The organism is Streptococcus sp. 544, from assembly GCF_013277385.1.
Classification (GTDB): Bacteria; Bacillota; Bacilli; order Lactobacillales; family Streptococcaceae; genus Streptococcus; species Streptococcus mitis_BA.
In genome coordinates, this window is record NZ_VMMU01000035.1 from 1 (window position 1) to 24,718 (window position 24,718).

General features: G+C 39.2%; 17 protein-coding genes and 1 tRNA gene. All 18 read left to right on the forward strand.

Going from position 1 to position 24,718, the window contains the following annotated elements:
• Nucleotides 1–1,069, forward strand: a 1,069-nt coding sequence (locus HT728_RS10105; protein WP_173235060.1) for a DUF1542 domain-containing protein, incomplete at its 5' end; no start/stop codon positions are given.
• Nucleotides 1,070–1,280: 211 nt separating this feature from the next.
• Nucleotides 1,281–2,129, forward strand: coding sequence for a DNA-processing protein DprA (gene dprA, locus HT728_RS10110; RefSeq protein WP_173235062.1), 849 nt, complete (start codon nucleotides 1,281–1,283; stop codon nucleotides 2,127–2,129).
• 737 nt (nucleotides 2,130–2,866) lie between these two features.
• Nucleotides 2,867–3,910 carry a TIGR00341 family protein gene (locus tag HT728_RS10115; RefSeq protein ID WP_173235064.1) on the forward strand — a complete coding sequence of 348 codons (1,044 nt, stop codon included), beginning with the start codon at nucleotides 2,867–2,869 and terminating at the stop codon, nucleotides 3,908–3,910.
• A 165-nt stretch (nucleotides 3,911–4,075) separates the two neighbouring features.
• Entirely contained in the window at nucleotides 4,076–6,163 is a 2,088-nt protein-coding gene (topA, locus tag HT728_RS10120; protein ID WP_164226201.1) for a type I DNA topoisomerase, read from the forward strand.
• Nucleotides 6,164–6,373: 210 nt separating this feature from the next.
• Nucleotides 6,374–6,733, forward strand: coding sequence for a YbaN family protein (locus HT728_RS10125; RefSeq protein WP_050083961.1), 360 nt, complete (start codon nucleotides 6,374–6,376; stop codon nucleotides 6,731–6,733).
• Nucleotides 6,734–6,826: 93 nt separating this feature from the next.
• The gene (locus HT728_RS10130; protein WP_173235066.1) at nucleotides 6,827–7,459 is read left to right on the forward strand and encodes a copper homeostasis protein CutC; all 633 of its coding nucleotides are present in this window, start codon (nucleotides 6,827–6,829) and stop codon (nucleotides 7,457–7,459) included.
• Between the two features lie 43 nt (nucleotides 7,460–7,502).
• Nucleotides 7,503–8,159 carry an MmcQ/YjbR family DNA-binding protein gene (locus HT728_RS10135; protein ID WP_173235068.1) on the forward strand — a complete coding sequence of 219 codons (657 nt, stop codon included), beginning with the start codon at nucleotides 7,503–7,505 and terminating at the stop codon, nucleotides 8,157–8,159.
• A gap of 314 nt (nucleotides 8,160–8,473) precedes the next feature.
• A complete protein-coding gene (locus HT728_RS10140) occupies nucleotides 8,474–10,036 on the forward strand; it encodes a 2-isopropylmalate synthase (RefSeq protein ID WP_173235070.1) in 1,563 nt (520 codons plus the stop codon).
• 11 nt (nucleotides 10,037–10,047) lie between these two features.
• Nucleotides 10,048–11,085 (forward strand): 3-isopropylmalate dehydrogenase, encoded by a 1,038-nt coding sequence (gene leuB, locus HT728_RS10145; protein ID WP_173235071.1) that lies wholly within the window; start codon nucleotides 10,048–10,050, stop codon nucleotides 11,083–11,085.
• Complete coding sequence (locus HT728_RS10150; RefSeq protein ID WP_050208156.1) at nucleotides 11,082–11,351, forward strand: DUF1294 domain-containing protein; 270 nt, start codon at nucleotides 11,082–11,084, stop codon at nucleotides 11,349–11,351. Before leuB ends, HT728_RS10150 begins: the two co-directional genes overlap by 4 nt.
• A gap of 3 nt (nucleotides 11,352–11,354) precedes the next feature.
• Nucleotides 11,355–12,737 carry a 3-isopropylmalate dehydratase large subunit gene (gene leuC, locus HT728_RS10155; RefSeq protein WP_050208154.1) on the forward strand — a complete coding sequence of 461 codons (1,383 nt, stop codon included), beginning with the start codon at nucleotides 11,355–11,357 and terminating at the stop codon, nucleotides 12,735–12,737.
• 9 nt (nucleotides 12,738–12,746) lie between these two features.
• The gene (gene leuD / locus HT728_RS10160) at nucleotides 12,747–13,340 is read left to right on the forward strand and encodes a 3-isopropylmalate dehydratase small subunit (RefSeq protein WP_061852376.1); all 594 of its coding nucleotides are present in this window, start codon (nucleotides 12,747–12,749) and stop codon (nucleotides 13,338–13,340) included.
• A 27-nt stretch (nucleotides 13,341–13,367) separates the two neighbouring features.
• Nucleotides 13,368–14,147: a Sua5/YciO/YrdC/YwlC family protein gene (locus HT728_RS10165; protein WP_173235073.1), complete on the forward strand. Its 780-nt coding sequence runs from the start codon at nucleotides 13,368–13,370 to the stop codon at nucleotides 14,145–14,147.
• Between the two features lie 156 nt (nucleotides 14,148–14,303).
• Nucleotides 14,304–16,016 carry an AAA family ATPase gene (locus tag HT728_RS10170; RefSeq protein WP_173235075.1) on the forward strand — a complete coding sequence of 571 codons (1,713 nt, stop codon included), beginning with the start codon at nucleotides 14,304–14,306 and terminating at the stop codon, nucleotides 16,014–16,016.
• Nucleotides 16,003–17,319, forward strand: coding sequence for an McrC family protein (locus tag HT728_RS10175; RefSeq protein WP_173235111.1), 1,317 nt, complete (start codon nucleotides 16,003–16,005; stop codon nucleotides 17,317–17,319). Before HT728_RS10170 ends, HT728_RS10175 begins: the two co-directional genes overlap by 14 nt.
• A gap of 173 nt (nucleotides 17,320–17,492) precedes the next feature.
• Nucleotides 17,493–18,479 carry a GMP reductase gene (locus HT728_RS10180; RefSeq protein WP_173235077.1) on the forward strand — a complete coding sequence of 329 codons (987 nt, stop codon included), beginning with the start codon at nucleotides 17,493–17,495 and terminating at the stop codon, nucleotides 18,477–18,479.
• Between the two features lie 66 nt (nucleotides 18,480–18,545).
• Nucleotides 18,546–18,617: transfer RNA gene (locus HT728_RS10185), tRNA-Arg, on the forward strand.
• A gap of 325 nt (nucleotides 18,618–18,942) precedes the next feature.
• Nucleotides 18,943–24,718, forward strand: a 5,776-nt coding sequence (locus tag HT728_RS10190) for a MucBP domain-containing protein (RefSeq protein WP_240156599.1), incomplete at its 3' end; no start/stop codon positions are given.

The following is a 24,718-nucleotide window of genomic DNA, read 5'->3' on the forward strand; positions in this document are numbered from 1 at the left end:
CAGCAAGATCAATCCAACACCAGAGGCTAATAAGTCAGCTAAATCAGAAGCTGAGCAAAAAGCGAATCTTACCCTTACTCTTATTGATGACAATGCCAATCTCTCGCTATTTGAAAAAGAAGATGCTAAGAACCAAGTAAGGCAATCTCTTCAAGATGCTCTTGAGAGAATTGATCAAGCCAAAACACAAGCTGAAATCGAACAAGCGAAGCAAGCAGCTTTATCTAGCATGGATCAGGTTTTAGCTGAGGCTCTGGCTAGAGCTAATGCTCGAAGACTGTCTGGTCAAGATAAGGATCAAACTCCTCCATCAAATCCAGAGGATAAGGATGGCAGTCAAACACCAGCTTCTCTTTCGGATTCAGCTCAGTCTGGGACAAGCCCTGTGAATCCGACAGCTGCTACAAGAAATCGAAGAACTCCTCCGCGCCGTGCTCGTAGAAGTGTAGGATTTGTAGGGAATTCCCAAACAGGTACAAACCCATCGGCTGTGGACAAGTCAGAACTTCGTACTCTAGTGGAGGATCTGGAACGTCGTTTGCAAGACTTAGCAGGTCTATCTCCTGAAGTACTTGAAGAAGCACAGCGTATTTTGGGAGAGGCGCAAGCAGCTCTTGATAATGAAAACTTAACAGCTCAAGAATTGGCAGACCTCCTTGCTAAAGTTAGACAGGTTCTCAATTCTCTACAAACTGGCACATCAGCTGATAAGAGTCAGTCTGCGTCAAACTTAAATAAAGAAGCAGAAAGTACCAAGGGAGCTAAAAATGAGACTAAAGTCCCTCTATATGGTGTCTTAGGAGCTGCAGTTCTTTCTCTTCTAGGAGCTCTCCTCTTTGCAGTAGCTCGTAAAAAATCCTCTCAACTAGATAAGCTTTCAAGAGAATTGCACCAGCTTGTAGTTGAGCTAGAGGCTAGCGACAAGGATAAAAAAGTTCTAAACAAGGCTAAGAAATTAGCTGATGAAGCACGACTCTTTGTAGATAGCCATCAAAAAGATTCTCAAAAAGAAGCAGAACTAATTTCTGAAATCAAGACTGTTCTCAGTCAACTCAAAGAAGAAGTCTAGTTTTGAAGAAAACACTACTTTCAGGAACTGAGTGAGTAGCTTTGTAGCTATGATGAGGAAATAATAAAATCTCCAGATTAGGAACCGTCAATGAGTTCTCTAGTCTGGAGATTTTTCAATATACTTCATTATTGGGGGATTACAAATAGTCGGATGTTTTTTGATTTTTTTACGAATAAATAGATGAGTAGAAAAAGAAATGGAGTTATTTATGAAAATCACAAACTATGAAATCTATAAGTTAAAAAAATCAGGTTTGACCAATCAACAGATTTTAAAAGTCCTAGAATACGGTGAAAGTGTTGATCAAGAACTTTTGTTGGGTGATATTGCAGATATATCAGGTTGCCGAAATCCAGCTGTTTTTATGGAACGTTATTTTCAGATAAACGATGCGCATTTGGAGAAGGAGTTTCAAAAGTTTCCATCTTTCTCTATTTTAGATGACTGTTATCCTTGGGATTTGAGTGAAATTTATGATGCACCTGTGCTTTTATTTTACAAGGGCAATCTGGATCTCTTGAAATTTCCAAAAGTAGCGGTTGTGGGTAGTCGTGCTTGTAGCAAACAGGGAGCTAAGTCAGTTGAAAAAGTCATTCAAGGCTTGGAAAATGAACTGGTTATCGTCAGTGGATTAGCCAAGGGCATTGACACAGCAGCTCATATGGCAACTCTTCAGAATGGTGGAAAAACCATTGCAGTGATTGGAACAGGTCTGGATGTGTTTTATCCTAAAGCCAATAAACGCTTGCAAGACTACATCGGCAATGACCATCTGGTTCTTAGTGAATATGGACCTGGCGAAGAACCTCTGAAATTTCATTTTCCTGCCCGTAATCGCATCATTGCTGGACTTTGTCGTGGTGTGATTGTAGCAGAGGCTAAGATGCGCTCAGGTAGCCTTATTACCTGTGAGAGGGCAATGGAAGAAGGACGCGATGTTTTTGCTATTCCTGGTAGCATTTTAGATGGACTATCAGACGGTTGCCATCATTTGATTCAAGAAGGGGCAAAATTGGTCACCAGTGGGCAAGATGTTCTTGCGGAATTTGAATTTTAAAAATGACCTAAGCTAGAATTCTGAGAAAAAATTAATTTCAAGATAAAATGAAGTAAATATCCCCACAATAAAACGCATAGTATCAGGTTTTTATTGTACTGATCTTATGCGTTTTTTCTAAGTAAATCAGTAGAGTGGGGGACTTTTCTCATAGGAAGGAAAGCAATTTAGTGTAATTGAGAAAGGAGAGTTGCTTGTGACTAATCTTGGTCAGCTTATTATCAGGGAGCAGTATCGTCTCAAGTATTGCCAGTAAGGAAAAATAAATTCTTCAAAAGTAGAGATTACAAGGCTTGTTTAAGAAAGAATTTAAAGACCTTGACAGATAAAAATAAAATGGTTATTATAAAAAATGGTCTGAAATTGATGATGATACTCTTCGAAAATCTTTTTACGTCAGCTCAGCTTTGTCTTGTTGTGTTTTGAGCAAGCTACGGTTAGTTTCCGAGTTTGATTTTCATTTACTAGAAATGAAGCTGATGAGAGATAGCAGTAGACATTTGCGTCAGGATATGATGGAAAATGATAAAAAGACCTCATGAGATTGGCATATCAGACTACTAAAGCATTGAGTTTGTTAGGATTTTATACTCAATGAAAATCAAAGAGCAAACTAGGAAGCTAGCCGCAGGTTGCTTAAAGCACTGCTTTGAGGTTNNGGCAAGGTGAAGCTGACGTGGTTTGAAGAGATTTTCGAAGAGTATTAGCGACTAGTTAGCTAGGAAAGGAAGATATTTGTGACAAATAATAAACTGTATTCGTTGGTAGAATTTAGAAATAAAATATATGAAGAATTAGAACTCTCCAGAAGTGATTTAGCGATTTTACTATGTGCCATGCTTATCGCCTCTATCGGATTAAATATGGATTCGACTCCCGTGATTATTGGAGCCATGTTAATCTCTCCTTTGATGACACCTATTCTGGGAGTGGGGCTCTCTCTAGCTATATTTGATTTTAAATTGTTAAGAAAATCTTTTAAAATCTTAGCTATTCAAATTCTTGCCAGTTTAATAGCCTCAACACTTTATTTTTATCTCTCTCCCATTTCGTATGCTAGTTCGGAGATTGTTGCTAGAACCTCTCCGACTATTTGGGATGTTCTCATTGCTTTTGTAGGAGGGATAGCAGGTATTATTGGTGCTAGGAAAAAAGAGACCAATAATATTGTCCCTGGTGTCGCGATTGCAACTGCCTTGATGCCTCCTCTTTGTACGGTAGGTTATGCTATTGCTTCTGCTAATATAAAATTTATCATAGGCTCCTCTTACCTATTCCTCATCAATTGTAGTTTTATTGTCATTGCGACTTATATAGGTGTCAGGTTGATGATGGTTAAGAAGCACTATTTTAGAGATAATGAAGAAGACTCTAAAATGCGCAGGATTTTGCTTCTAGTTGCTGTTTTGCTGATGATTCCGAGTTTCATCTCTGCAACGACTTTAGTCAGAGAAACGTTGAAAAAAGAGTCTCTTAATAAATTTATATCAGAGCAGTTTCAGGGGCATAATATTTTGAAAAAAACCTATTCTAAAAAGACTCATACTCTAAAGCTAACCATTTCAGGAAATTATTTGACAGAAGAAGAGCTTGATATGATTTCCAGTAAGAGGGGGGACTATGGTTTAAGTGATGTTTCTGTTCAAGTTTCCCAATTGTCTGATTCAGAACAACTTAGCAAGGAAGAACTGGTAGAATATTTCTTCCAGTATATCAAGGATAAGGAAGCAAAAGAAAAGGAAAAAGCCAATAAATTTGATACAGAGTCCGAGGAGCAATAATTTCTTGAGAATAGCTGGTTTTTCTCGTGAGTCTTCTATGTGTATCAAAGGAAGATGCGGTCTTAAGCATAAAACTTTTCTTCTATTATAGTAGCTAAGTCTTGACAGTTATGGCAAAATGGTTTACACTTTATAAAGTTTATTACTTTGAAAAGGTGTGATACTGTGGCTACGGCAACAAAAAAGAAAAAATCAACAGTTAAAAAAAATCTAGTAATCGTGGAGTCGCCTGCTAAGGCCAAGACGATTGAAAAATATCTCGGCAGAAACTACAAGGTTTTAGCCAGTGTCGGGCATATCCGTGATTTGAAGAAATCCAGTATGTCCGTCGATATTGAAAATAATTATGAACCGCAATATATCAATATCCGAGGAAAAGGTCCTCTTATCAATGACTTGAAAAAAGAAGCCAAAAAAGCTAATAAAGTCTTTCTGGCGAGTGACCCAGACCGTGAAGGAGAAGCGATTTCTTGGCATTTGGCCCATATTCTCAACTTGGATGAAAATGATGCCAACCGTGTGGTCTTCAATGAAATCACCAAGGATGCGGTCAAAAATGCTTTTAAGGAGCCACGCAAGATTGATATGGACTTGGTTGATGCCCAACAGGCTCGTCGTGTCCTGGATCGCTTGGTAGGATATTCGATTTCGCCTATTTTGTGGAAGAAGGTTAAGAAGGGCTTGTCAGCAGGTCGCGTACAGTCCATTGCCCTTAAACTCATCATTGACCGTGAAAATGAAATCAATGCCTTCCAGCCAGAAGAATACTGGACAATTGATGGCGTCTTTAAAAAGGGAACCAAGCAATTCCAGGCTTCCTTCTATGGAGTGGATGGTAAAAAGCTGAAACTGACTAGTAATGACGAAGTCAAGGAAGTCTTATCTCGTCTGACTAGTAAAGACTTTTCAGTAGATCAGGTAGATAAGAAAGAGCGCAAACGCAATGCTCCTTTGCCTTATACCACTTCATCTATGCAGATGGATGCTGCCAATAAAATTAACTTCCGTACTCGAAAGACCATGATGGTTGCCCAACAGCTCTATGAAGGGATCAATATCGGTTCTGGTGTGCAAGGTTTGATTACCTATATGCGTACCGATTCGACTCGTATCAGTCCAGTAGCGCAGAACGAAGCAGCAAGTTTCATTACGGACCGTTTTGGTAGCAAGTATTCTAAGCATGGTAGCAAGGTCAAAAATGCTTCTGGAGCTCAGGATGCCCACGAGGCGATTCGTCCGTCTAGTGTCTTTAATACACCTGAAAGCATCGCTAAGTATCTGGACAAGGATCAGCTCAAGCTTTATACCCTTATCTGGAATCGTTTTGTGGCTAGCCAGATGACAGCTGCTGTCTTTGATACCATGGCTGTTAAATTATCTCAAAATGGGGTTCAATTTGCTGCTAATGGTAGTCAGGTTAAGTTTGATGGTTATCTTGCCATTTATAATGATTCTGACAAGAATAAGATGTTACCGGACATGGCTGTTGGAGATGTGGTGAAACAGGTTAATAGCAAACCAGAGCAACATTTCACCCAACCGCCTGCTCGTTATTCTGAAGCGACATTGATCAAGACCTTGGAGGAAAATGGGGTTGGACGTCCGTCAACCTACGCACCAACCATTGAAACAATTCAGAAACGTTATTATGTTCGCCTTGTAGCTAAACGTTTTGAACCAACAGAGTTGGGAGAAATTGTTAACAAGCTCATCGTTGAATATTTCCCAGATATCGTAAACGTGACCTTTACAGCTGAAATGGAAGGCAAACTGGATGACGTCGAAGTCGGAAAAGAGCAGTGGCAACGTGTCATTGATGCCTTTTACAAACCATTCTCTAAAGAAGTCGCCAAGGCTGAAGAAGAAATGGAAAAAATCCAGATCAAGGATGAACCAGCTGGATTTGACTGTGAAGTGTGTGGTAGTCCAATGGTCATTAAACTTGGTCGTTTTGGTAAGTTCTACGCTTGTAGCAATTTCCCAGATTGCCGTCATACCCAAGCAATCGTGAAAGAGATTGGTGTTGAGTGTCCAAGTTGTCATCAGGGACAAATCATTGAGCGTAAAACAAAACGTAACCGTCTCTTCTATGGTTGCAATCGCTATCCAGAATGTGAATTTACCTCTTGGGATAAGCCTGTTGGTCGTGACTGTCCAAAATGTGGCAACTTCCTCATGGAGAAAAAAGTCCGTGGTGGTGGCAAGCAGGTTGTTTGTAGTAATGGCGACTACGAAGAAGAAAAGATTAAATAAGAAGAGAGTCCTGAAAGTGAATTTCAGGCTCTTTTGGTTGGAACTTGACAAAATTCATCATTGTGTGCGAAACTAGAAGAAGATTATTTTATACTCTTCGAAAATCAAATTCAAACCACGTCAGCTTCGCCTTGCCGTACTCCAGTACAACCTGCGGCTAGCTTCCTAATTTGCTCTTCGATTTTCATTGAGTATTAACTAGGAGAAGTTATGCGTCTTATCTATCTAATTATTGGTTTTTTATCACTGGCCTTGGCAATTGTTGGGGTTGTTTTACCCTTGTTGCCTACAACGCCTTTTCTTTTGTTGTCTATTGCTTGTTTCTCCAGAAGTTCCAAGCGCTTCGAAGACTGGCTTTATCATACCAAGCTCTATCAAACATATGTAGCTGATTTTCGCGAGACTAAGTCTATTGCGCGTGAACGTAAGAAAAAAATCATCGTTTCGATCTACATCTTGATGGGAATTTCCATTTATTTTGCACCTCTTTTACCGGTCAAAATCGGTCTGGGAGCCTTGACCATCTTTATCACCTATTATCTCTTCAAGGTCATTCCAGACAAAGAATAAGTAAAATTTGTAACTATTTCCCTTGCTAAAAATGAAATCATATTCACAACAATATGATATAATAAATTTAAAGTAATCTTCAAGGAGAATCAAATGATTTACGAATTTTGTGCTGAAAATGTGACCTTGCTTGAAAAAGCGATGCAGGCTGGAGCTCGTCGAATCGAACTCTGTGATAATCTTGCAGTTGGTGGGACAACTCCCAGCTATGGAGTGACCAAGGCAGCGGTTGAATTGGCAGCTAACTATGATACGACCATCATGACCATGATTCGTCCACGTGGTGGTGACTTTGTCTATAATGATATGGAAATTGCTATTATGCTAGAGGACATTCGTTTAACTGCTCAGGCTGGAAGTCAAGGGGTTGTATTTGGGGCTTTAACTGGTGAGAAGAAGTTGGATAAGCCTAATCTGGAGAAGCTAATTGAGGCTTCAAAAGGAATGGAAATTGTCTTTCACATGGCCTTTGATGAATTGAGTGATAATGATCAACTGGAAGCTATTGACTGGCTCAGCCAAGCTGGTGTCACCCGTATCTTAACTCGTGCTGGAGTATCTGGTGACTCGCTAGACAAACGTTTTGCTCATTATCACAAAATTTTGGAACATGCTAAAGGTAAGATTGAAATTCTACCAGGTGGGGGGATTGACTTGGACAACCGTCAAACCTTTATCGACCAGCTGGGAGTAGCACAATTGCATGGTACTAAGGTTGTCTTTTAAAAAATAGAAAGGAACTGCTAGCTTTGGGTAGCAGTTTTCACTTATGTTTGAAATTTTTAAATCCTATCAGTTTAATCACGAAAAGGCTAAAGCTTTTGGTTTTGTAGAAAATAGTGGAGTCTGGACTTATAGTCGCCAGATTTTGCAGGGTGACTTTGTCATGGTTTTGTCCATCACTGCTGATAATGTGAGTTTTCAAGTCTTTGACCAGGAAACAAGTGACCTCTATCCTCAAGTCCATATGGAAAGCATGAGGGGAAGTTTTGTAGGAAGTGTCCGTGAGACTTGTTTGGAGATTCTCTACCAGATTCGGAAGGCCTGTTTTGATGTGCAGGATTATATCTGTCCTCAGACTAAGCGTATCATGGCTCAGATTCAGGAAAAGTACGGAAATCAGTTGGAGTTTCTGTGGGAAAAATCTCCTGATACGGCAGTATTACGTCATGAAGGCAATCAAAAGTGGTATGCCGTCTTGATGAAAATCTCTTGGGATAAGCTGGAAAAGGGTAGAGGAGGATTAGTGGAAGCAGTCAACCTCAAGCATGACCAAGTAGCGGACTTACTTTCAAAAAAGGGAATTTATCCAGCCTTTCATATGAACAAACGCTACTGGATTAGTGTGGTATTAGATGATACTTTGTCAGATGAAATGGTACTGGAATTGATAGAAAAAAGTTGGAATTTAACTTCTAAAAAATGAAACATTTCAAGGATTTTCAATAACTTTCAATTAGCTAAATATTCTATACTGAAGAAATTTTCAGAAAATATTTGATTTTTTCTTGACAAGTGCTTTTGCCTGTGCTAAAATACTAAACAAGATATCAAACGAAGGAGAAAGTCAAACATGAGAACAGCTAAGTTTAATCAATTTGCTTTGTTGTTGAGGTACTCGGGCTAGTGCAAAAAGCATTAGTCCTGTTTGGCTTACCAAGCGGGAGTAAATCAACATCTCGCTTGGGTTTCTGAGCGAGATGTTTTTTTTAAAATCACATTTGGAAAAGGGGAAATCTTATGCGAACAGTTGAATTTCTAGATACCAGCCTTCGGGATGGAGAGCAGACACCCGGTGTTAACTTTTCAATCAAAGAAAAAATTGCCATAGCAAGGCAGCTTGAGAAATGGGGTATTTCAGCCATTGAAGCTGGTTTTCCGGCGGCGAGTCCTGATTCATTCACAGCAGTGCAGGAGATTGCTAAGGCCTTGAAGAAAACGGCGGTAACTGGTCTGGCCCGCTCTGTCAAGTCTGATATTGATGCTTGTTACGAGGCCCTAAAGGACGCCAAGTATCCACAAGTTCACGTCTTTATCGCTACCAGTCCCATTCATCGTAAGTATAAGCTCAATAAGAGCAAGGAAGAGATTTTGGAAGCTATTAAGGAGCATGTTTCTTATGCCCGTTCTAAGTTTGAAGTGGTCGAATTCTCTCCTGAGGATGCGACTAGAACAGAGTTGGATTTCCTCTTACAAGTTGTTCAAACAGCGGTTGATGCAGGGGCGTCTTATATCAATATCCCTGATACGGTTGGATTTACCACGCCAGAGGAGTACGGTGCTATCTTCAAATACTTGATTGAGAATGTCAAGACGGATCGTCAGATTATCTATTCGCCTCACTGCCACGATGACCTTGGAATGGCAGTGGCAAATAGCCTTGCTGCCGTCAAGAATGGGGCAGAACGTGTTGAAGGAACCATCAATGGTATTGGTGAGAGAGCTGGAAATGCTGCTTTGGAAGAAATAGCAGTAGCCCTCAATATTCGCCAAGATTACTACCAAGCAGAAACCAGTATTGTCCTAAATGAGACCATCAATACGTCAGAAATGGTTTCTCGCTTCTCAGGTATCCCAGTTCCTAAAAACAAGGCCGTCGTTGGTGGTAATGCCTTTTCTCACGAATCTGGTATTCACCAAGACGGAGTTCTTAAAAATCCTCTTACTTATGAGATTATCACCCCTGAATTGGTTGGTGTTAAGAGCAATAGCCTTCCGCTTGGAAAATTGTCTGGTCGCCATGCCTTTATTGAAAAACTAAGAGAATTGGCCCTAGACTTTACAGAAGAGGACATCAAACCACTCTTTGCTAAGTTTAAGGCACTGGCAGACAAGAAGCAAGAAATCACAGATGCAGATATTCGTGCTCTGGTAGCTGGAACCATGGTTGAAAACCCAGAAGGCTTCCACTTTGATGATTTACAACTGCAAACCCATGCAGATAATGACATTGAAGCGCTCGTTAGCTTAGCCAATATGGATGGTGAAAAAGTCGAATTTAATGCGACAGGGCAAGGTTCTGTTGAGGCTATATTTAATGCTATCGACAAATTCTTCAATCAATCTGTTCGCTTGGTGTCCTATACCATTGATGCTGTGACAGATGGAATTGATGCCCAAGCTCGGGTCTTGGTCACTGTTGAAAACAGAGATACAGAAACCATCTTTAACGCAGCAGGTCTTGATTTCGATGTGTTGAAGGCTTCGGCTATTGCCTACATCAATGCTAATACCTTTGTTCAAAAAGAGAATGCAGGTGAGATGGGACGCAGTGTTTCTTACCACGATATGCCTAGTGTATAAAGGAGAAGGCTATGACAAAGAAAATAGTAGCTCTAGCAGGGGACGGAATTGGCCCAGAAATCATGGAGGCTGGTTTAGAGGTTATGGAGGCTCTAGCTGAAAAAACAGGTTTTGACTATGAGATTGATAGACGACCTTTTGGAGGTGCAGGTATCGATGCTGCAGGGCATCCCTTACCTGATGAAACCCTCAAGGTATGTCGTGAAGCAGATGCTATCCTCCTAGCAGCTATCGGTAGTCCTCAGTATGATGGAGCAGTGGTTCGGCCTGAACAAGGCTTGCTATCTCTCCGTAAGGAACTCAATCTCTATGCTAATATTCGCCCTGTAAAAATCTTTGACAGTCTCAAGCATTTGTCACCACTCAAACCGGAACGAATTGCTGGTGTAGACTTTGTCGTGGTGCGTGAGTTGACAGGCGGGATTTACTTTGGAGATCATATCCTTGAAGAGCGCAAAGCGCGTGATATTAACGACTATAGCTATGAGGAAGTGGAGCGAATTATTCGCAAGGCCTTTGAAATTGCAAGAAGTCGGAGAAAAATCGTTACTAGTATCGATAAGCAAAATGTGTTGGCAACATCAAAACTCTGGAGAAAAGTGGCTGAGGAAGTCGCGCATGATTTTCCAGATGTGACCTTGGAGCACCAGCTAGTCGACTCAGCTGCCATGCTCATGATTACCAATCCTGCCAAGTTTGATGTCATCGTGACGGAGAATCTTTTCGGAGATATTCTATCTGATGAATCAAGCGTTCTATCTGGCACACTTGGGGTTATGCCCTCAGCCAGTTATTCTGAAAATGGCCCAAGTCTCTATGAACCTATTCACGGTTCAGCACCTGATATTGCTGGTCAAGGAATTGCCAATCCTATCTCCATGATTTTATCAGTGGCCATGATGCTGAGAGACAGCTTTGGACGTTATGAGGATGCAGAGCGTATCGAGCGTGCTGTTGAGGCAAGTTTGGCAGCTGGTGTTTTAACGAGAGATATAGGAGGACAGGCTTCGACAAAGGAAATGACGGAAGCTATTATTGCAAGGTTATGAAGTTAGACGAAAAAATTACTCTAGTCCTTTTGATTTGGAATGTCATGGTTTTCTTGATTTATGGTATTGACAAATCTAAGGCAAGGAGAAGAGCTTGGCGCATTCCAGAGAAAATCTTACTCATTTTAGCCCTTTCTTGTGGTGGTTTTGGTGCTTGGTTAGCAGGAATCACTTTTCACCACAAGACTCGAAAATGGTATTTTAAAACAGTTTGGTTTCTCGGGATGGTGACTACACTAGTAGCCTTATATGTTATTTGGAGGTAATGGATGGCAGGAAAATCGATTTTTGATAAATTATGGGACCGTCATGTCATCACAGGAGAAGAGGGGCAACCCCAACTCATGTATGTGGACCAGCACTATATCCACGAAGTGACCAGTCCTCAGGCTTTTCAAGGATTACGAGACGCAGGACGCAGATTGAGACGGCCAGACTTGACATTTGGAACCTTTGACCACAATGTCCCGACGGTTAATATCTATGATATTCGAGATGTGATTTCTAAGGCTCAAATTGATAAGTTAGCTGAAAATGTTGAGGAGTTTGGGATTGAACATGCGGCCCACGGTTCTGAAAAACAGGGGATCGTTCACATGGTTGGTCCAGAAACAGGACGAACCCAACCAGGAAAATTCATTGTCTGTGGGGATAGCCATACAGCAACCCACGGGGCTTTCGGAGCGATCGCCTTTGGAATTGGAACCAGTGAGGTCGAACATGTCTTTGCTACCCAGACCCTCTGGCAGGTCAAACCCAAGAAAATGCTGGTGGAATTTACAGGTGTTCCTCAAAAAGGAGTTTATTCCAAGGATTACATTCTCGCCTTGATTGCCAAGTACGGCGTTGCTTGCGGCGTTGGCTACGTGGTGGAATATCGTGGACAAGCTATTGATGCACTGAGCATGGAAGAGCGAATGACCATCTGCAATATGTCCATCGAGTTTGGATCTAAGATGGGAATCATGAATCCGGATCAAACCACCTATGATTATCTCAAGGGACGAGAATGTGTTCCAGAGGACTTTGAAGAGGCTGTGGCGGATTGGAAAACAATTGTCAGTGATGAGGATGCCGTTTACGATAAAGTTATCCAGATGGATGTCTCAGACTTGGCTCCTATGGTGACCTGGGGAACAAATCCTGCTATGGGTGTTGACTTTGACAGTAGTTTCCCAGAAATTAAGGATATGAATGATGAGAGAGCCTACAATTACATGGACTTGGAGCCTGGTCAAAAGCCAGCGGATATTGAATTAGGCTATATCTTTATAGGTTCATGTACTAATGCTCGTCTCAGCGACTTACAGCTGGCTGCACGATTTGTCAAAGGGAAGAAAATTGCTCCTAACTTAACGGCTATCGTAGTCCCAGGCTCTCGTCCTGTCAAACGAGCTGCGGAGAAATTGGGCTTGGATAAAGTTTTCCTAGATGCTGGCTTTGAGTGGAGAGATCCAGGTTGCTCCATGTGCCTAGGGATGAATCCGGACAAGGTTCCTGATGGTGTCCACTGCGCCTCAACCAGCAACCGCAACTTTGAAGACAGACAAGGCTTTGGTGCTAAGACTCATCTCTGTAGTCCAGCTATGGCAGCTGCGGCAGCTATTGCAGGGCGTTTCGTAGATGTTCGGCAAATGCCAGAAGCTCAGTAAGGAGAGGAAATGGAAAAATTTACAGTTTATACAGGAACGACCGTTCCTCTCATGAATGATAACATCGACACCGACCAAATCCTACCCAAGCAGTTTCTCAAGTTGATTGATAAAAAAGGCTTTGGTAAGTACCTCATGTATGCTTGGCGTTATCTGGACGATAACTACACTGAGGATCCTGACTTTGTCTTTAACCGACCTGAATACCGTAAAGCTAGTATTCTTATTTCAGGGGATAACTTTGGCGCAGGTTCTTCGAGGGAACACGCAGCTTGGGCTCTAGCTGACTATGGTTTTAAGGTAGTAATTGCGGGGTCTTTTGGGGATATTCATTACAATAATGAACTCAATAATGGCATGTTGCCCATTGTACAGCCCAGAGAGGTTCGAGAGAAACTAGCCCAGTTACAACCAAGTGACCAGGTAACTGTGGACTTGGAACAACAAAAAATCATTTCACCAGTTGGAGAATTCACTTTTGAAATCGATAGTGAATGGAAACACAAGCTCTTAAATGGTTTGGATGATATCGGTATTACCTTGCAGTATGAAGACTTGATTGCTGCTTATGAAAAACAACGACCAGCCTACTGGCAAGATTAGAAGAAAAATAGAAAAGGAAATAGAACTATGACAAAACACATTCAATGGAAGGGAACACTTTCACAAGAAGGCTATGATATTTTAAAAGGTGAGGGCGGTTGTATTGTTTGCCCTACTAAAGTTGGTTACATTATCATGACTAGCGACAAGGCAGGACTTGAGCGCAAGTTCGCAGCCAAAGAGCGTAACCGTAACAAACCAGGTGTTGTTCTCTGTGGTAGCATGGATGAGCTTCGCGCTTTAGCACAACTCAACCCAGAAATTGAAGCCTTTTACCAAAAACATTGGGATGAAGATATTCTTCTTGGTTGTATCCTTCCTTGGAAACCAGAAGCTTTTGAAAAACTCAAAGCATACGGGGATGGCCGTGAAGAACTCATGACGGACGTTCGTGGAACGAGCTGTTTTGTTATCAAATTTGGGAAAGCTGGTGAACAATTGGCTGCCAAACTTTGGGAAGAAGGAAAGATGGTCTACGCCTCATCTGCAAATCCATCTGGAAAAGGAAACCGTGGTAAGGTAGAAGGAATCGGAGAACGCATCGAAGGAGCAGTGGACCTTGTCATTGAAGCAGACGACTATGTGGCATCCATCCAACCAGACAAAACGATTGAAACGCGCTACGAGCAAGGCGTGATGGTCTCTATGGTCGATAAGGACGGAAAACTCATCCCAGAACAAGGAGGAGAACGTTCAACTTCACTAGCTCCAGTTGTAATCCGCAAAGGACTTGACATTGATAAAATCATGATGCACCTGTCAGATACCTTTAACTCATGGGACTACCGCCAGGGCGAGTATTATTAAGATAAAAAAGAAGTCTAGTGTTAAGAGGGAATACCCTACTCTACATTAGGCTTTTTCTTTAGAAATTCTTTTCTTTTTTTTATAGATATGATATGCTAGAGGTGAACTATATATTAATAGAACTTACTTGTAAAAGTTAATTAAAGGAGTATTCAAATGAACAGTGAACAAAATAACTATTTTTTTGTTGGTACAAAATTTGGTGATGATGATTATCTTGAATATTTTAGGAAAGAAGGAAAGTGGGAATTAGGATGGCATAACAACGAGGAAAATAAACAGTATCAAAAAATGTTAAAGTTGTTTAATAAAATTAAACCAGGTGACGTTTTATTTGCTAAATCCACATATGTCAAAAAGAAGAATTTACCTTTTGTAAAGAAAGATGATTCAAAGGTTTCTGTGATGAAAATTCGTGGAATGGCGACTGTTAAAGAGGTTTTAGATGATGGGCATACCATTATTGTTGATTGGAAAAAAGAGTATATAGAGAGGGAGTGGTTTTTCTTTACGGGGCAAGAAACAATATGGTTTCCATCAGATATTAAGTATCGAACTAAAGAGACTAACCAGTTAATAAAATTTGCTGCAAGTGATGAAATCATAATTCAAGACTATGACTATTTTTTGAATCATCCTAATTGGAAAAAGTATAAAAAATTAGAAAGTGAAACTATGTTAAGGAATGATTTTTTATTTAATTATAGTGGTATATTAAGAAAATCCAAAAACCTCATCCTCCGTGGTGCACCGGGGACGGGAAAAACTTATCTTGCTAAAGAAATTGCTAAAGAGTTAACGGAAGGCAACGAAGATCAAATCGGCTTTGTACAGTTTCATCCATCTTATGATTATACGGATTTTGTTGAGGGTTTAAGACCGGATTCAAATGAGGATGGCAGTATATTTTTTAAATTAAAAGAAGGTATTTTTAAGAAGTTTTGTCAGAATGCTATAGATTCTAAGAAGATTGGAGGTCAAGATAATTTTGAAGAAACGTGGGCTAAGCTAACGGATGCTATCAATGAAAAGCAAGGACAATACTTCTTCCCTCGTAGTTCGGTTCCAGCCAGTTTAAATAGTCAAGGGAATGTGAAGTTTGATTCTCCTGTTGCTACCAAAGAAAAAGTGTATCTTTTGTACAAGGGTGAGGAGACTAAGTTAAAGTACGAAACTTATCAAAAAATCGTTTTAGATCACATGAAAGAAAGTTATGGCTTATGTGATTATGTTTCTCCAACAGAGGTTGACACTGACAAAAAATTCGTCTTCATCATCGATGAAATTAACCGTGGGGAGATTTCTAAGATTTTTGGGGAACTCTTTTTCTCTATCGACCCTGGTTATCGTGGTGAAAAGGGGAGTGTTTCTACTCAGTATGCTAATTTACATGAGACTGATGAGAAATTTTATATCCCTGAGAATGTCTACATCATCGGAACCATGAATGATATTGACCGTTCAGTGGACACCTTTGATTTTGCTATGCGTCGTCGTTTCCGTTTTATTGAAGTTACTGCTGAAAGCCAATTAGGTATGCTCGATACTGCTCTTGGTGATAAAGCTGAAGAAGCGAAAAAACGTTTAAGAAACTTGAATGTTGCTATCGAAAACGTTCAGGAATTAAATAGTCATTATCATATCGGACCAAGTTATTTCCTTAAGTTGCATGATGTAGACTTTGACTATGAATTACTCTGGTCTGATTATCTCAAACCACTTTTGGAAGATTATCTACGTGGTTCCTATGAGGAAGTTGAAAAACTAAAAATATTGAAAAAAGCGTTTGATTTAAAAGAAAATGAGCAAACTATTCAGAAACATACAGGTGACGAAGAAAGCGATGAAAATAAAGATGAGGATAACTGATAATCATCATGAAATTGCTAAAGAAGACTTTGTCGCAGAATATCCCAAACTAAGTCAAGCACTTCTTGATAGAACACTGGATAACCTTTCTAAAGAGGACAATATCTTTATTTTTCCAAATGACCTACAATATTCTCCAGATTTGGATAAGAAACAAAAGATTTTGGAAACGGTCAATCAGGAAATCAAGACAGGAAATGTGATTGGTTTTCTGGGCTATGGTCAGGAGAGATTAACAATCTCCTCTCGTTTTTCGATTAAAGGTAATGACCATTTTTGGCATTATCTTTTACAAAAGGTTCTTCATATCAATCTCACTAGTTTAGATGTAGCTTTGTCACGTGAAGATAAGCTCTATCAACTTTTGATGTATCTCTTCCCCAAGTATCTACAAGCTGCTATTCGAAAAGGTCTTTATAAGGAATACCATCGATTTTCTCATAACGACAGTAATGTTAAGGGAGTGATTGATGTAAGAAAGCATCTCAAGAAAAACCTTCCTTTCACGGGAAATATTGCCTACACAACGAGAGAGTTCACCTATGATAATCCCCTCATGCAGTTGGTCCGTCACACTATTGAATACATTAAGAACCAGAAAAGCATTGGTCAAGGGGTACTAGATAATCTCTTGACTAGTCGTGAAAATGTAGCAGAAATCGTGCGGGTAACTCCTTCTTATAAACTAGCTGATCGTGCTAAGATTATTCGGGGAAATCAATCTAAACCTATACGTCATGCATACTTTCACGAGTACAGAAAGTTACAAGAACTTTGTCTGATGATCCTAAACCAAGAAAAGCACGGCTTAGGGTATCAAGATCAAAAAATTCATGGTATTCTTTTTGATGTTGCCTGGCTTTGGGAAGAGTATGTTCATACTTTGTTACCAAAAGATTTCATCCATCCACGAAATAAAGAAAAACTAGGTGGTATTTCGGTATTTTCTGTTGGGAAACGGAAAGTATATCCAGATTTTTATCAAGAAGAGCTTAAAATAGTATTAGATGCTAAGTATAAAAAACTGGAATTGACTGAAAAAGGAATCAACCGTGAGGACTTATTCCAGCTGATTTCCTATTCTTATATTTTAAAAGCTGAGAAGGCTGGTCTTGTTTTTCCGAGCGAGGACAAGGTTATTGATAATGAGATAGGAAAGCTAGCAGGTTATGGAGCTTTGTTGAAGAAATGGTCTATCCAAATTCCTCAGAAGTCTTCATCTTATCGTGAATTTTGTGAAATGCTGGAAAACTCCGAAGAAATATTTAAAAGTAATATTACTAAAGAAGTGGGGAGAAAATAATCTCTCTCCTTTCTTTTGTTATTTACACAATAAAATCCGAACAATATAATTTAATTTATAACGTTATTTGACAAAAACTGTACTTTAGTTTATAATAAATTAAGGAAACGTCGGAAAAGGCGTAGTGATGCGAGAGCATAGGTAGGTCATTACAAAAGAAACGAGACATCGATATGTTAAATGAATTTCCAATTTTCGATTACGAAGATATTCAATTGATTCCAAATAAATGTGTGATTAAAAGCCGTGCAGAAGCGGACACAAGTGTCACTCTAGGAAAGCACACCTTTAAACTACCTGTTGTGCCAGCTAATATGCAGACGATTTTGGATGAACATGTAGCAGAGCAATTGGCTAAAGGTGGGTACTTCTACATTATGCACCGTTTTGATGAGGCAGGACGTATTCCTTTTATTAAACGCATGCACGATCAAGGGCTCATTGCTTCTATCTCTGTCGGTGTTAAGGATTATGAGTATGATTTTGTCAGCCAGCTCAAGGCTGATGCTCCAGAATACATCACGATTGATATTGCCCATGGTCATGCGGATAGCGTGATTTCTATGATTCAACACATTAAGAAAGAATTGCCAGATACTTTTGTCATTGCTGGAAATGTGGGAACACCAGAAGCTGTGCGTGAATTGGAAAATGCTGGTGCGGATGCCACTAAGGTCGGAATCGGTCCTGGTAAGGTTTGTATCACTAAGGTTAAGACTGGTTTTGGTACAGGTGGTTGGCAGTTGGCTGCTCTCCGTTGGTGTGCCAAGGCTGCGCGTAAACCGATTATCGCTGATGGAGGGATTCGCACTCACGGTGATATTGCCAAGTCTATCCGTTTCGGTGCCAGCATGGTTATGATTGGTTCCCTCTTTGCAGGACATATTGAAAGTCCAGGGAAAACGATTGAAGTCGATGGTGAACAGTTCAAAGAATACTACGGTTCAGCTTCACAATACCAAAAAGGTGCTTATAAAAACGTGGAAGGCAAACGAATCTTGCTTCCTGCCAAAGGTCATTTGCAAGACACTTTAACCGAGATGGAACAAGACCTTCAAAGTGCTATTTCTTATGCAGGTGGACGTCAGGTTGCTGATCTTAAACACGTTGATTATGTAATCGTGAAAAACTCTATCTGGAATGGGGATGCTTCCCACTAAGACGGGCTATCCGTCTAGAAAAAAACTTGTTATTAGAGCAAATTTTTGTTATAATAAAACAAGTTTCCACCCTTAGTGTAATGGATATCACGTAAGATTCCGGTTCTTGAGATGGGGGTTCGATTCCCTCAGGGTGGATGTAAATAGCTCAGGAGTCTGAGTACAAATAGAACAAATCATAAAACACATCATATCATGTCTAGTAAACCTTGATACGATGTGTTTTATTTTTTTATAATGCACAGATTTTCTAAATTCTTAACAATGCGATAAATGATTTAACAATCCTCTTTCTGATATTAGAAGTTAGTGGAAGTAATATACAGAAGAGATAAAATATTTTGTACGTCAAAGTTGTCTAATTATGAACAAAATGATATACTAAAATCAACAATTTAGATTTCTTTCTCAATAAGTTACTAGGTTGATATATATATATATATATATATGGAGGCTTGATATTTTGTCAAATAAAAAGGAAATTTTTTCCATTCGTAAATTAAAAAATGGTCGTTCAGACTCAGTAAAAATAGGTACTCTCGGACTCATTATGGGTGCTGCTATCGCTTTGTCTGTCAACACTCAGTCTGTAGAAGCTGCTATTATCGATAACGGAGATGGAACTACTACTATATCAAATAGTAAGGGTTCTATCACAGTAGATACAGCACATGTGAAAATTGAGAGTGATGATGATGATTCAAAAGATTTTGATCCTAATCCAAAACCGAATGAAACAGGTACAGATAACATTACTAAAATAGGTAAGGTAGACTACAAATATGTATCAACTGATGGAACTGTTTTAGAAGAAGATCAAAATCAAGATGCAGGCTTTGAAAAACAAATTTCGGTAGATTATGAAGTATACGGAAAATATGGAAAAGTCTTCAAATCATTAAAAGGTAACGAAATTACCGATACTGATTTAACCAAGGCAAAAGAGCACGGTGCCGTAGGAAAAGATACTATTGTAAAAAACAATACTACCTATCATAAGATTGGGGATCCAGCTGTAGAAATTACAGGTGATGGAGGAGGGGTATACTCTGACTCTACTCTTGGAAATGTGACTGCAAAACTAACTTCTGAAGGTCTTGTTCAAAAGGATGGGAAAATTAACCACAGTGGGGTTAAACCAGGAGGTCGTAGCTGGATTGTCGAAGAAACTGGCAAGGGGACTTATGGCAAATATGTATTAGCCGATACACCAGCCACTACATCTGATAAATGGCTAGAAGATACATTCAAGGCGGGAGAAGCCACAGCAAAAGATTATACTTCTACGAATATCGCTGCAGATGGTGGTGTCAAGGAAGGTGATTATGTTTTCGTATTAGAAAAAAATACCTTTGTAACAGCTAGTCGGAATAACGTTTCCTATACACAGGTTATTGAAAAGGAAATTCCTCAAGATATAAATGATATTAAGGGATTGTATAGCTATATTTTGCAGCACAAAGATAATCCAGATACTGTTACTATCCCAGGCACGAAAACCCTTTTAAATGACTATTTGAAATATTTACAAAGGTATAACTTAGCAGATACCGAATCCAATTTTAAGAGTTTTTTTATTTTCGGGAACGGAGAAGACTTATATTCACAAGATATGGCTGCTAAATTATTTCGAAGTAGCACTCTCGATTCCGAAAACCGCCCTGCAGGTGATGTTAAATTCAGCGGTGATAATGTTGACTTTAAAGGGTTATCCATTGGAGGTGGCAATTTCTACGCAAATGCAACCGTTGACAATGGTTATTATGAAAACTATAATTATAAGATAGAATATACTCCTCTTAGAGCTTATCGTTTAGGTAGTGGTCATACTACTATCACCTACACCTATAGCCCAGAAGTAACGAGTAGAGTTGAAAAGAAAGGCTCGGTTACTGTACATTATCAAACAGAAGACGGGACAACTCTTAAAGATTCATATAAGGATACTGTAGATGCGGTAGTAGAAGTTGAAACAAAAACTTACTATCTTGATGCCAATAATCAAGAAGTAGTTGTTAATACAAGCAAAAATACAGAAAACGTTACATATAATACTAAAGAAAACGATACTGAAAAGCCTCAAAGATTAGAAGCGAATGGTTCTGTTTACTATATAAAAGAGAATGGAACAAAAACTACGGTAAATGGTGTTCCCCAAACGTCACCAGCAGAAGAAGGTCCCGTTGTAGAAGGAACTACAGAAGTAACCTATGTTTATGAAAAAGCTGGATCAGTAGTCATCAAATACATTAATACAGACGGTACTGAAATTAAAACATCTGTACAAGATTCTACAAATGTTAAAGCAGGAACAGCTTATAATGCAGCTGAAAATGATGAAAAACCAGCAACAATTGAATTTAACAATAAGAAATATAAACTAGTTACCAAAGCAGGTACTACTACAACTAACGCAACTTACTCTGCAGAAGCAGTCGTAACAAACGGAGAAAACGTTGGAACTGTGGAAGGACAAGTAGTAGCAGGAAAAACACTTGAAGTAACGTATGTATATGAAGAAGTTAAAGGGAATGTTCTAGTTAAATACGTAGATGAAAAAGGAACTCCATTAGCAGGAACAGCAACAATGCCTGGAAATACAACTGAAGCAGTAACAGCAGACGGAGTAAAAGCAGTCACTGAAGCAGGGTTAGGCACAAGGTATGATAATAAAGTAGCTGAGAAAAAAGCGACTAAGATTACAACAGCAGATGGAAAAGTATATGAACTTGTAAAAGAAAATAATGGATTATACAATACATCAGCGCCAGAAACAGGAACAGTAACAGAAGCTGATAAAGTTGTAACATTCGTCTACAAAGAGAAAAAATCAGCAGTAAATGTGAAGTATGTTGATAAAGCTGGACAACCAATCGCCGGAACTGCAACAATGCCTAATAATTCAACTGAAGAAGTAACAGTTGATGGATTAAAACCTGTAACAGATGCAAGTGTAAATTCTGACTATGATGTTACTAGTAAAAAAGCATCTAAGATTACCACAGCAGATGGAAAAGTTTATCGACTAATTGGTTTACAAGCAGGATCTAAACCAGCAGCTGGTACAGTAGAAGAGAACGAAATCACTGTAACTTATCAGTATGAATTACTAGGAAGTGTAGTGACTAAATATGAATTATCAGATGGTACGAAATTAACAGGTGCATTAACATTTGATAGTGCTACAACTCCAACTACAGTAGAAGACAAAGGTTTAGCTGTTGCCAATGCGACAGATGTATCAAATGGTACCAATTATGACGCAAGCACTTCAGCTAACAAACCGAACAAGATTACAACAGCAGCTGGAGAAGTATATTACTTAACAACTTCAAATAATGGAGTAAAAGCAGACTCAGCACCAGTTACTGGAACAGTAGAAGAAGGTAAAACAAAAGAAGTTACTTATGTCTATGAAAAAGCCGGTTCAGTAGTCATTAAATACATTAATACAGACGGTACTGAAATTAAAACATCTGTACAAGATTCTACAAATGTTAAAGCAGGTACAGTTTATAATGCAGCTGAAAATGATGAAAAACCAGCAACAATTGAATTTAACAACACGAAATATAAACTAGTTACCAAAGCAGGTACTACTACAACTAATGCAACTTACTCTGCAGAAGCAGTCGTAACAAACGGAGAAAACGTTGGAGCTGCAAGTGGAGAAGTAGTAGCAGGAAAAACACTTGAAGTAACGTATGTTTATACAGAAGTAACTGGAGACGTAGTGGTTCACTATGTTGACACAGAAGGTAATGTAATCGCTGAAGATAAAGAAGATACTAAAGGTGCTTCTCTAAACGCTAAATACGACACAACTGACAACAAACCAGAGAAAATCGAAAAAGCCGGAATTGTTTACTACTTAACAGAAAAAGCACTTAAAGACGGTTCTAAACCAGAAGAAGGTCTTGTTGTAGAAGGAACTACAGAAGTAACCTATGTCTATGAAAAAGCCGGATCAGTAGTAGTTCATTATACAGATCAAGAAGGTAATCCAATATCAGGAACAGATCCAGAAGGAAATAATGTCCCTGAAACTAATAATGATACAACAGATGGTAGACCAGGAACAGAATACAACACTGCAGATAACGGAATGAAACCAAACCGTATTAAAACTGCAGAAGGAAAAGTATACGAATTAGTACCTGCTTCTACAATCGGAAATGAAACTGGTAAAGTAGTAGCTGGAGATACTGTAGAAGTAACATACGTGTATAAAGAAGTAAAAGGTAACGTAGTCGTTAAGTATGAAGATACTGAAGGTAACGTAATCGCTGAAGACGAAAAAGACGAAACAGATGCTTCTCTAAACGTTAAATATGATACAACAGACCACAAAAAAGATGAAATCACTAAAGACGGTGTTAAATATTACCTAACAGCTAAAGCACTTAAAGACGGTTCTAAAGAAACTGGATACGTAGTAGAAGGTACAACAGAAGTAACTTATGTTTACGAAAAAGCAGGACAAGTAGTAGTTCACTACACTGATGAAAAAGGTAACACTATTCAAGTGGACGCTGTTGATACAAAAGACGGTAAACCAAATTCAGACTACAACACATCTGATAACGGAATGAAACCAACTCGTATCACAACTGCTGAAGGAAAAGTATACAAATTGGTCGAAGCTTCAACTAAAGGAAATGAAACAGGCAAGGTTGTTGCTGGAGAAACAACAGAAGTAACATACGTTTATAAAGAAGTAACTGGTGATGTAGTAGTTCACTACGTTGACACAGAAGGTAATGTAATCGCTGAAGATAAAGAAGATACTAAAGGTGCTTCTCTGAATGCTAAATACGACACAACTGACAACAAACCAGAGAAAATCGAAAAAGACGAAACTGTGTACTACTTAACAGAAAAAGCACTTAAAGATGGTTCTAAACCAGAAAACGGAGACGTAGTAGAAGGAACTACAGAAGTAACTTACGTTTATGAAAAAGCAGGACAAGTAGTAGTTCACTACACTGATGAAAAAGGTAACACTATTCAAGTGGACGCTGTTGATACAAAAGACGGTAAACCAAATTCAGACTACAACACTGCAGATAACGACATGAAACCAAATCGTATCACTACTCCAGAAGGAAAAGTATACGAATTGGTCGACGCTTCAACTAAAGGAAATGAAACAGGTAAGGTTGTTGCTGGAGAAACTACAGAAGTAACATACGTTTATAAAGAAGTAACTGGTGATGTAGTGGTTCACTACGTTGACACAGAAGGTAACGTAATCGCTGAAGATAAAGAAGATACTAAAGGTGCTTCTCTGAACGCTAAATATGATACAACTGACAACAAACCAGAGAAAATCGAAAAAGACGGAACTGTGTACTACTTAACAGAAAAAGCACTTAAAGACGGTTCTAAAGAAACTGGAGATGTAGTAGAAGGTAAAACAGAAGTAACTTACGTTTACGAAAAAGCAGGACAAGTAGTAGTTCACTACACTGATGAAAAAGGTAACACTATTCAAGTGGACGCTGTTGATACAAAAGACGGTAAACCAAATTCAGACTACAACACATCTGATAACGGAATGAAGCCAACTCGTATCACAACTGCTGAAGGAAAAGTATACAAATTGGTCGAAGCTTCAACTAAAGGAAATGAAACAGGCAAGGTTGTAGCAGGCCAAACTCTTGAAGTGACTTATGTATATCAAGAAGCTAAAGGAAATGTCATCGTTAAATTCCAAGATACAGAAGGAAATCCTATTGCGGATGATGAAAATGATGAAACAAACGCTTCTCTTAATACAAACTACAACACGTCAGAACATAAGAAAGCGACTATCGTAAAAGATGGTGTCACTTACTATCTAACTGATAAAGTCCTAAAAGACGGCTCTAAACCAGAAGAAGGAACTGTTGTAGAAGGAACTACAGAAGTAACCTATGTCTATGAAAAAGCCGGTTCAGTTCTTGTTCATTACGTTGATACAGAAGGCAATCCACTCCAAGGAACCAATGAAAATCAACAACCAGTAACTCAAACAGTTACGGATACTGATAATGCCAAAGCCGGTTCAGACTACGATACACAAGATCATAAACCAACAAGTATTACTACAGCAGAAGGTAAAGTTTATAAACTGGTTCCTCAAAGTACTAGAGGAAATGAAACAGGCAAGGTTATTGCAGGGCAAACTCTTGAAGTAACTTATGTATACATTCTGGAAAACGCCGTACCAGAGCCTAAGCCAGAGCCTAAACCAGAGC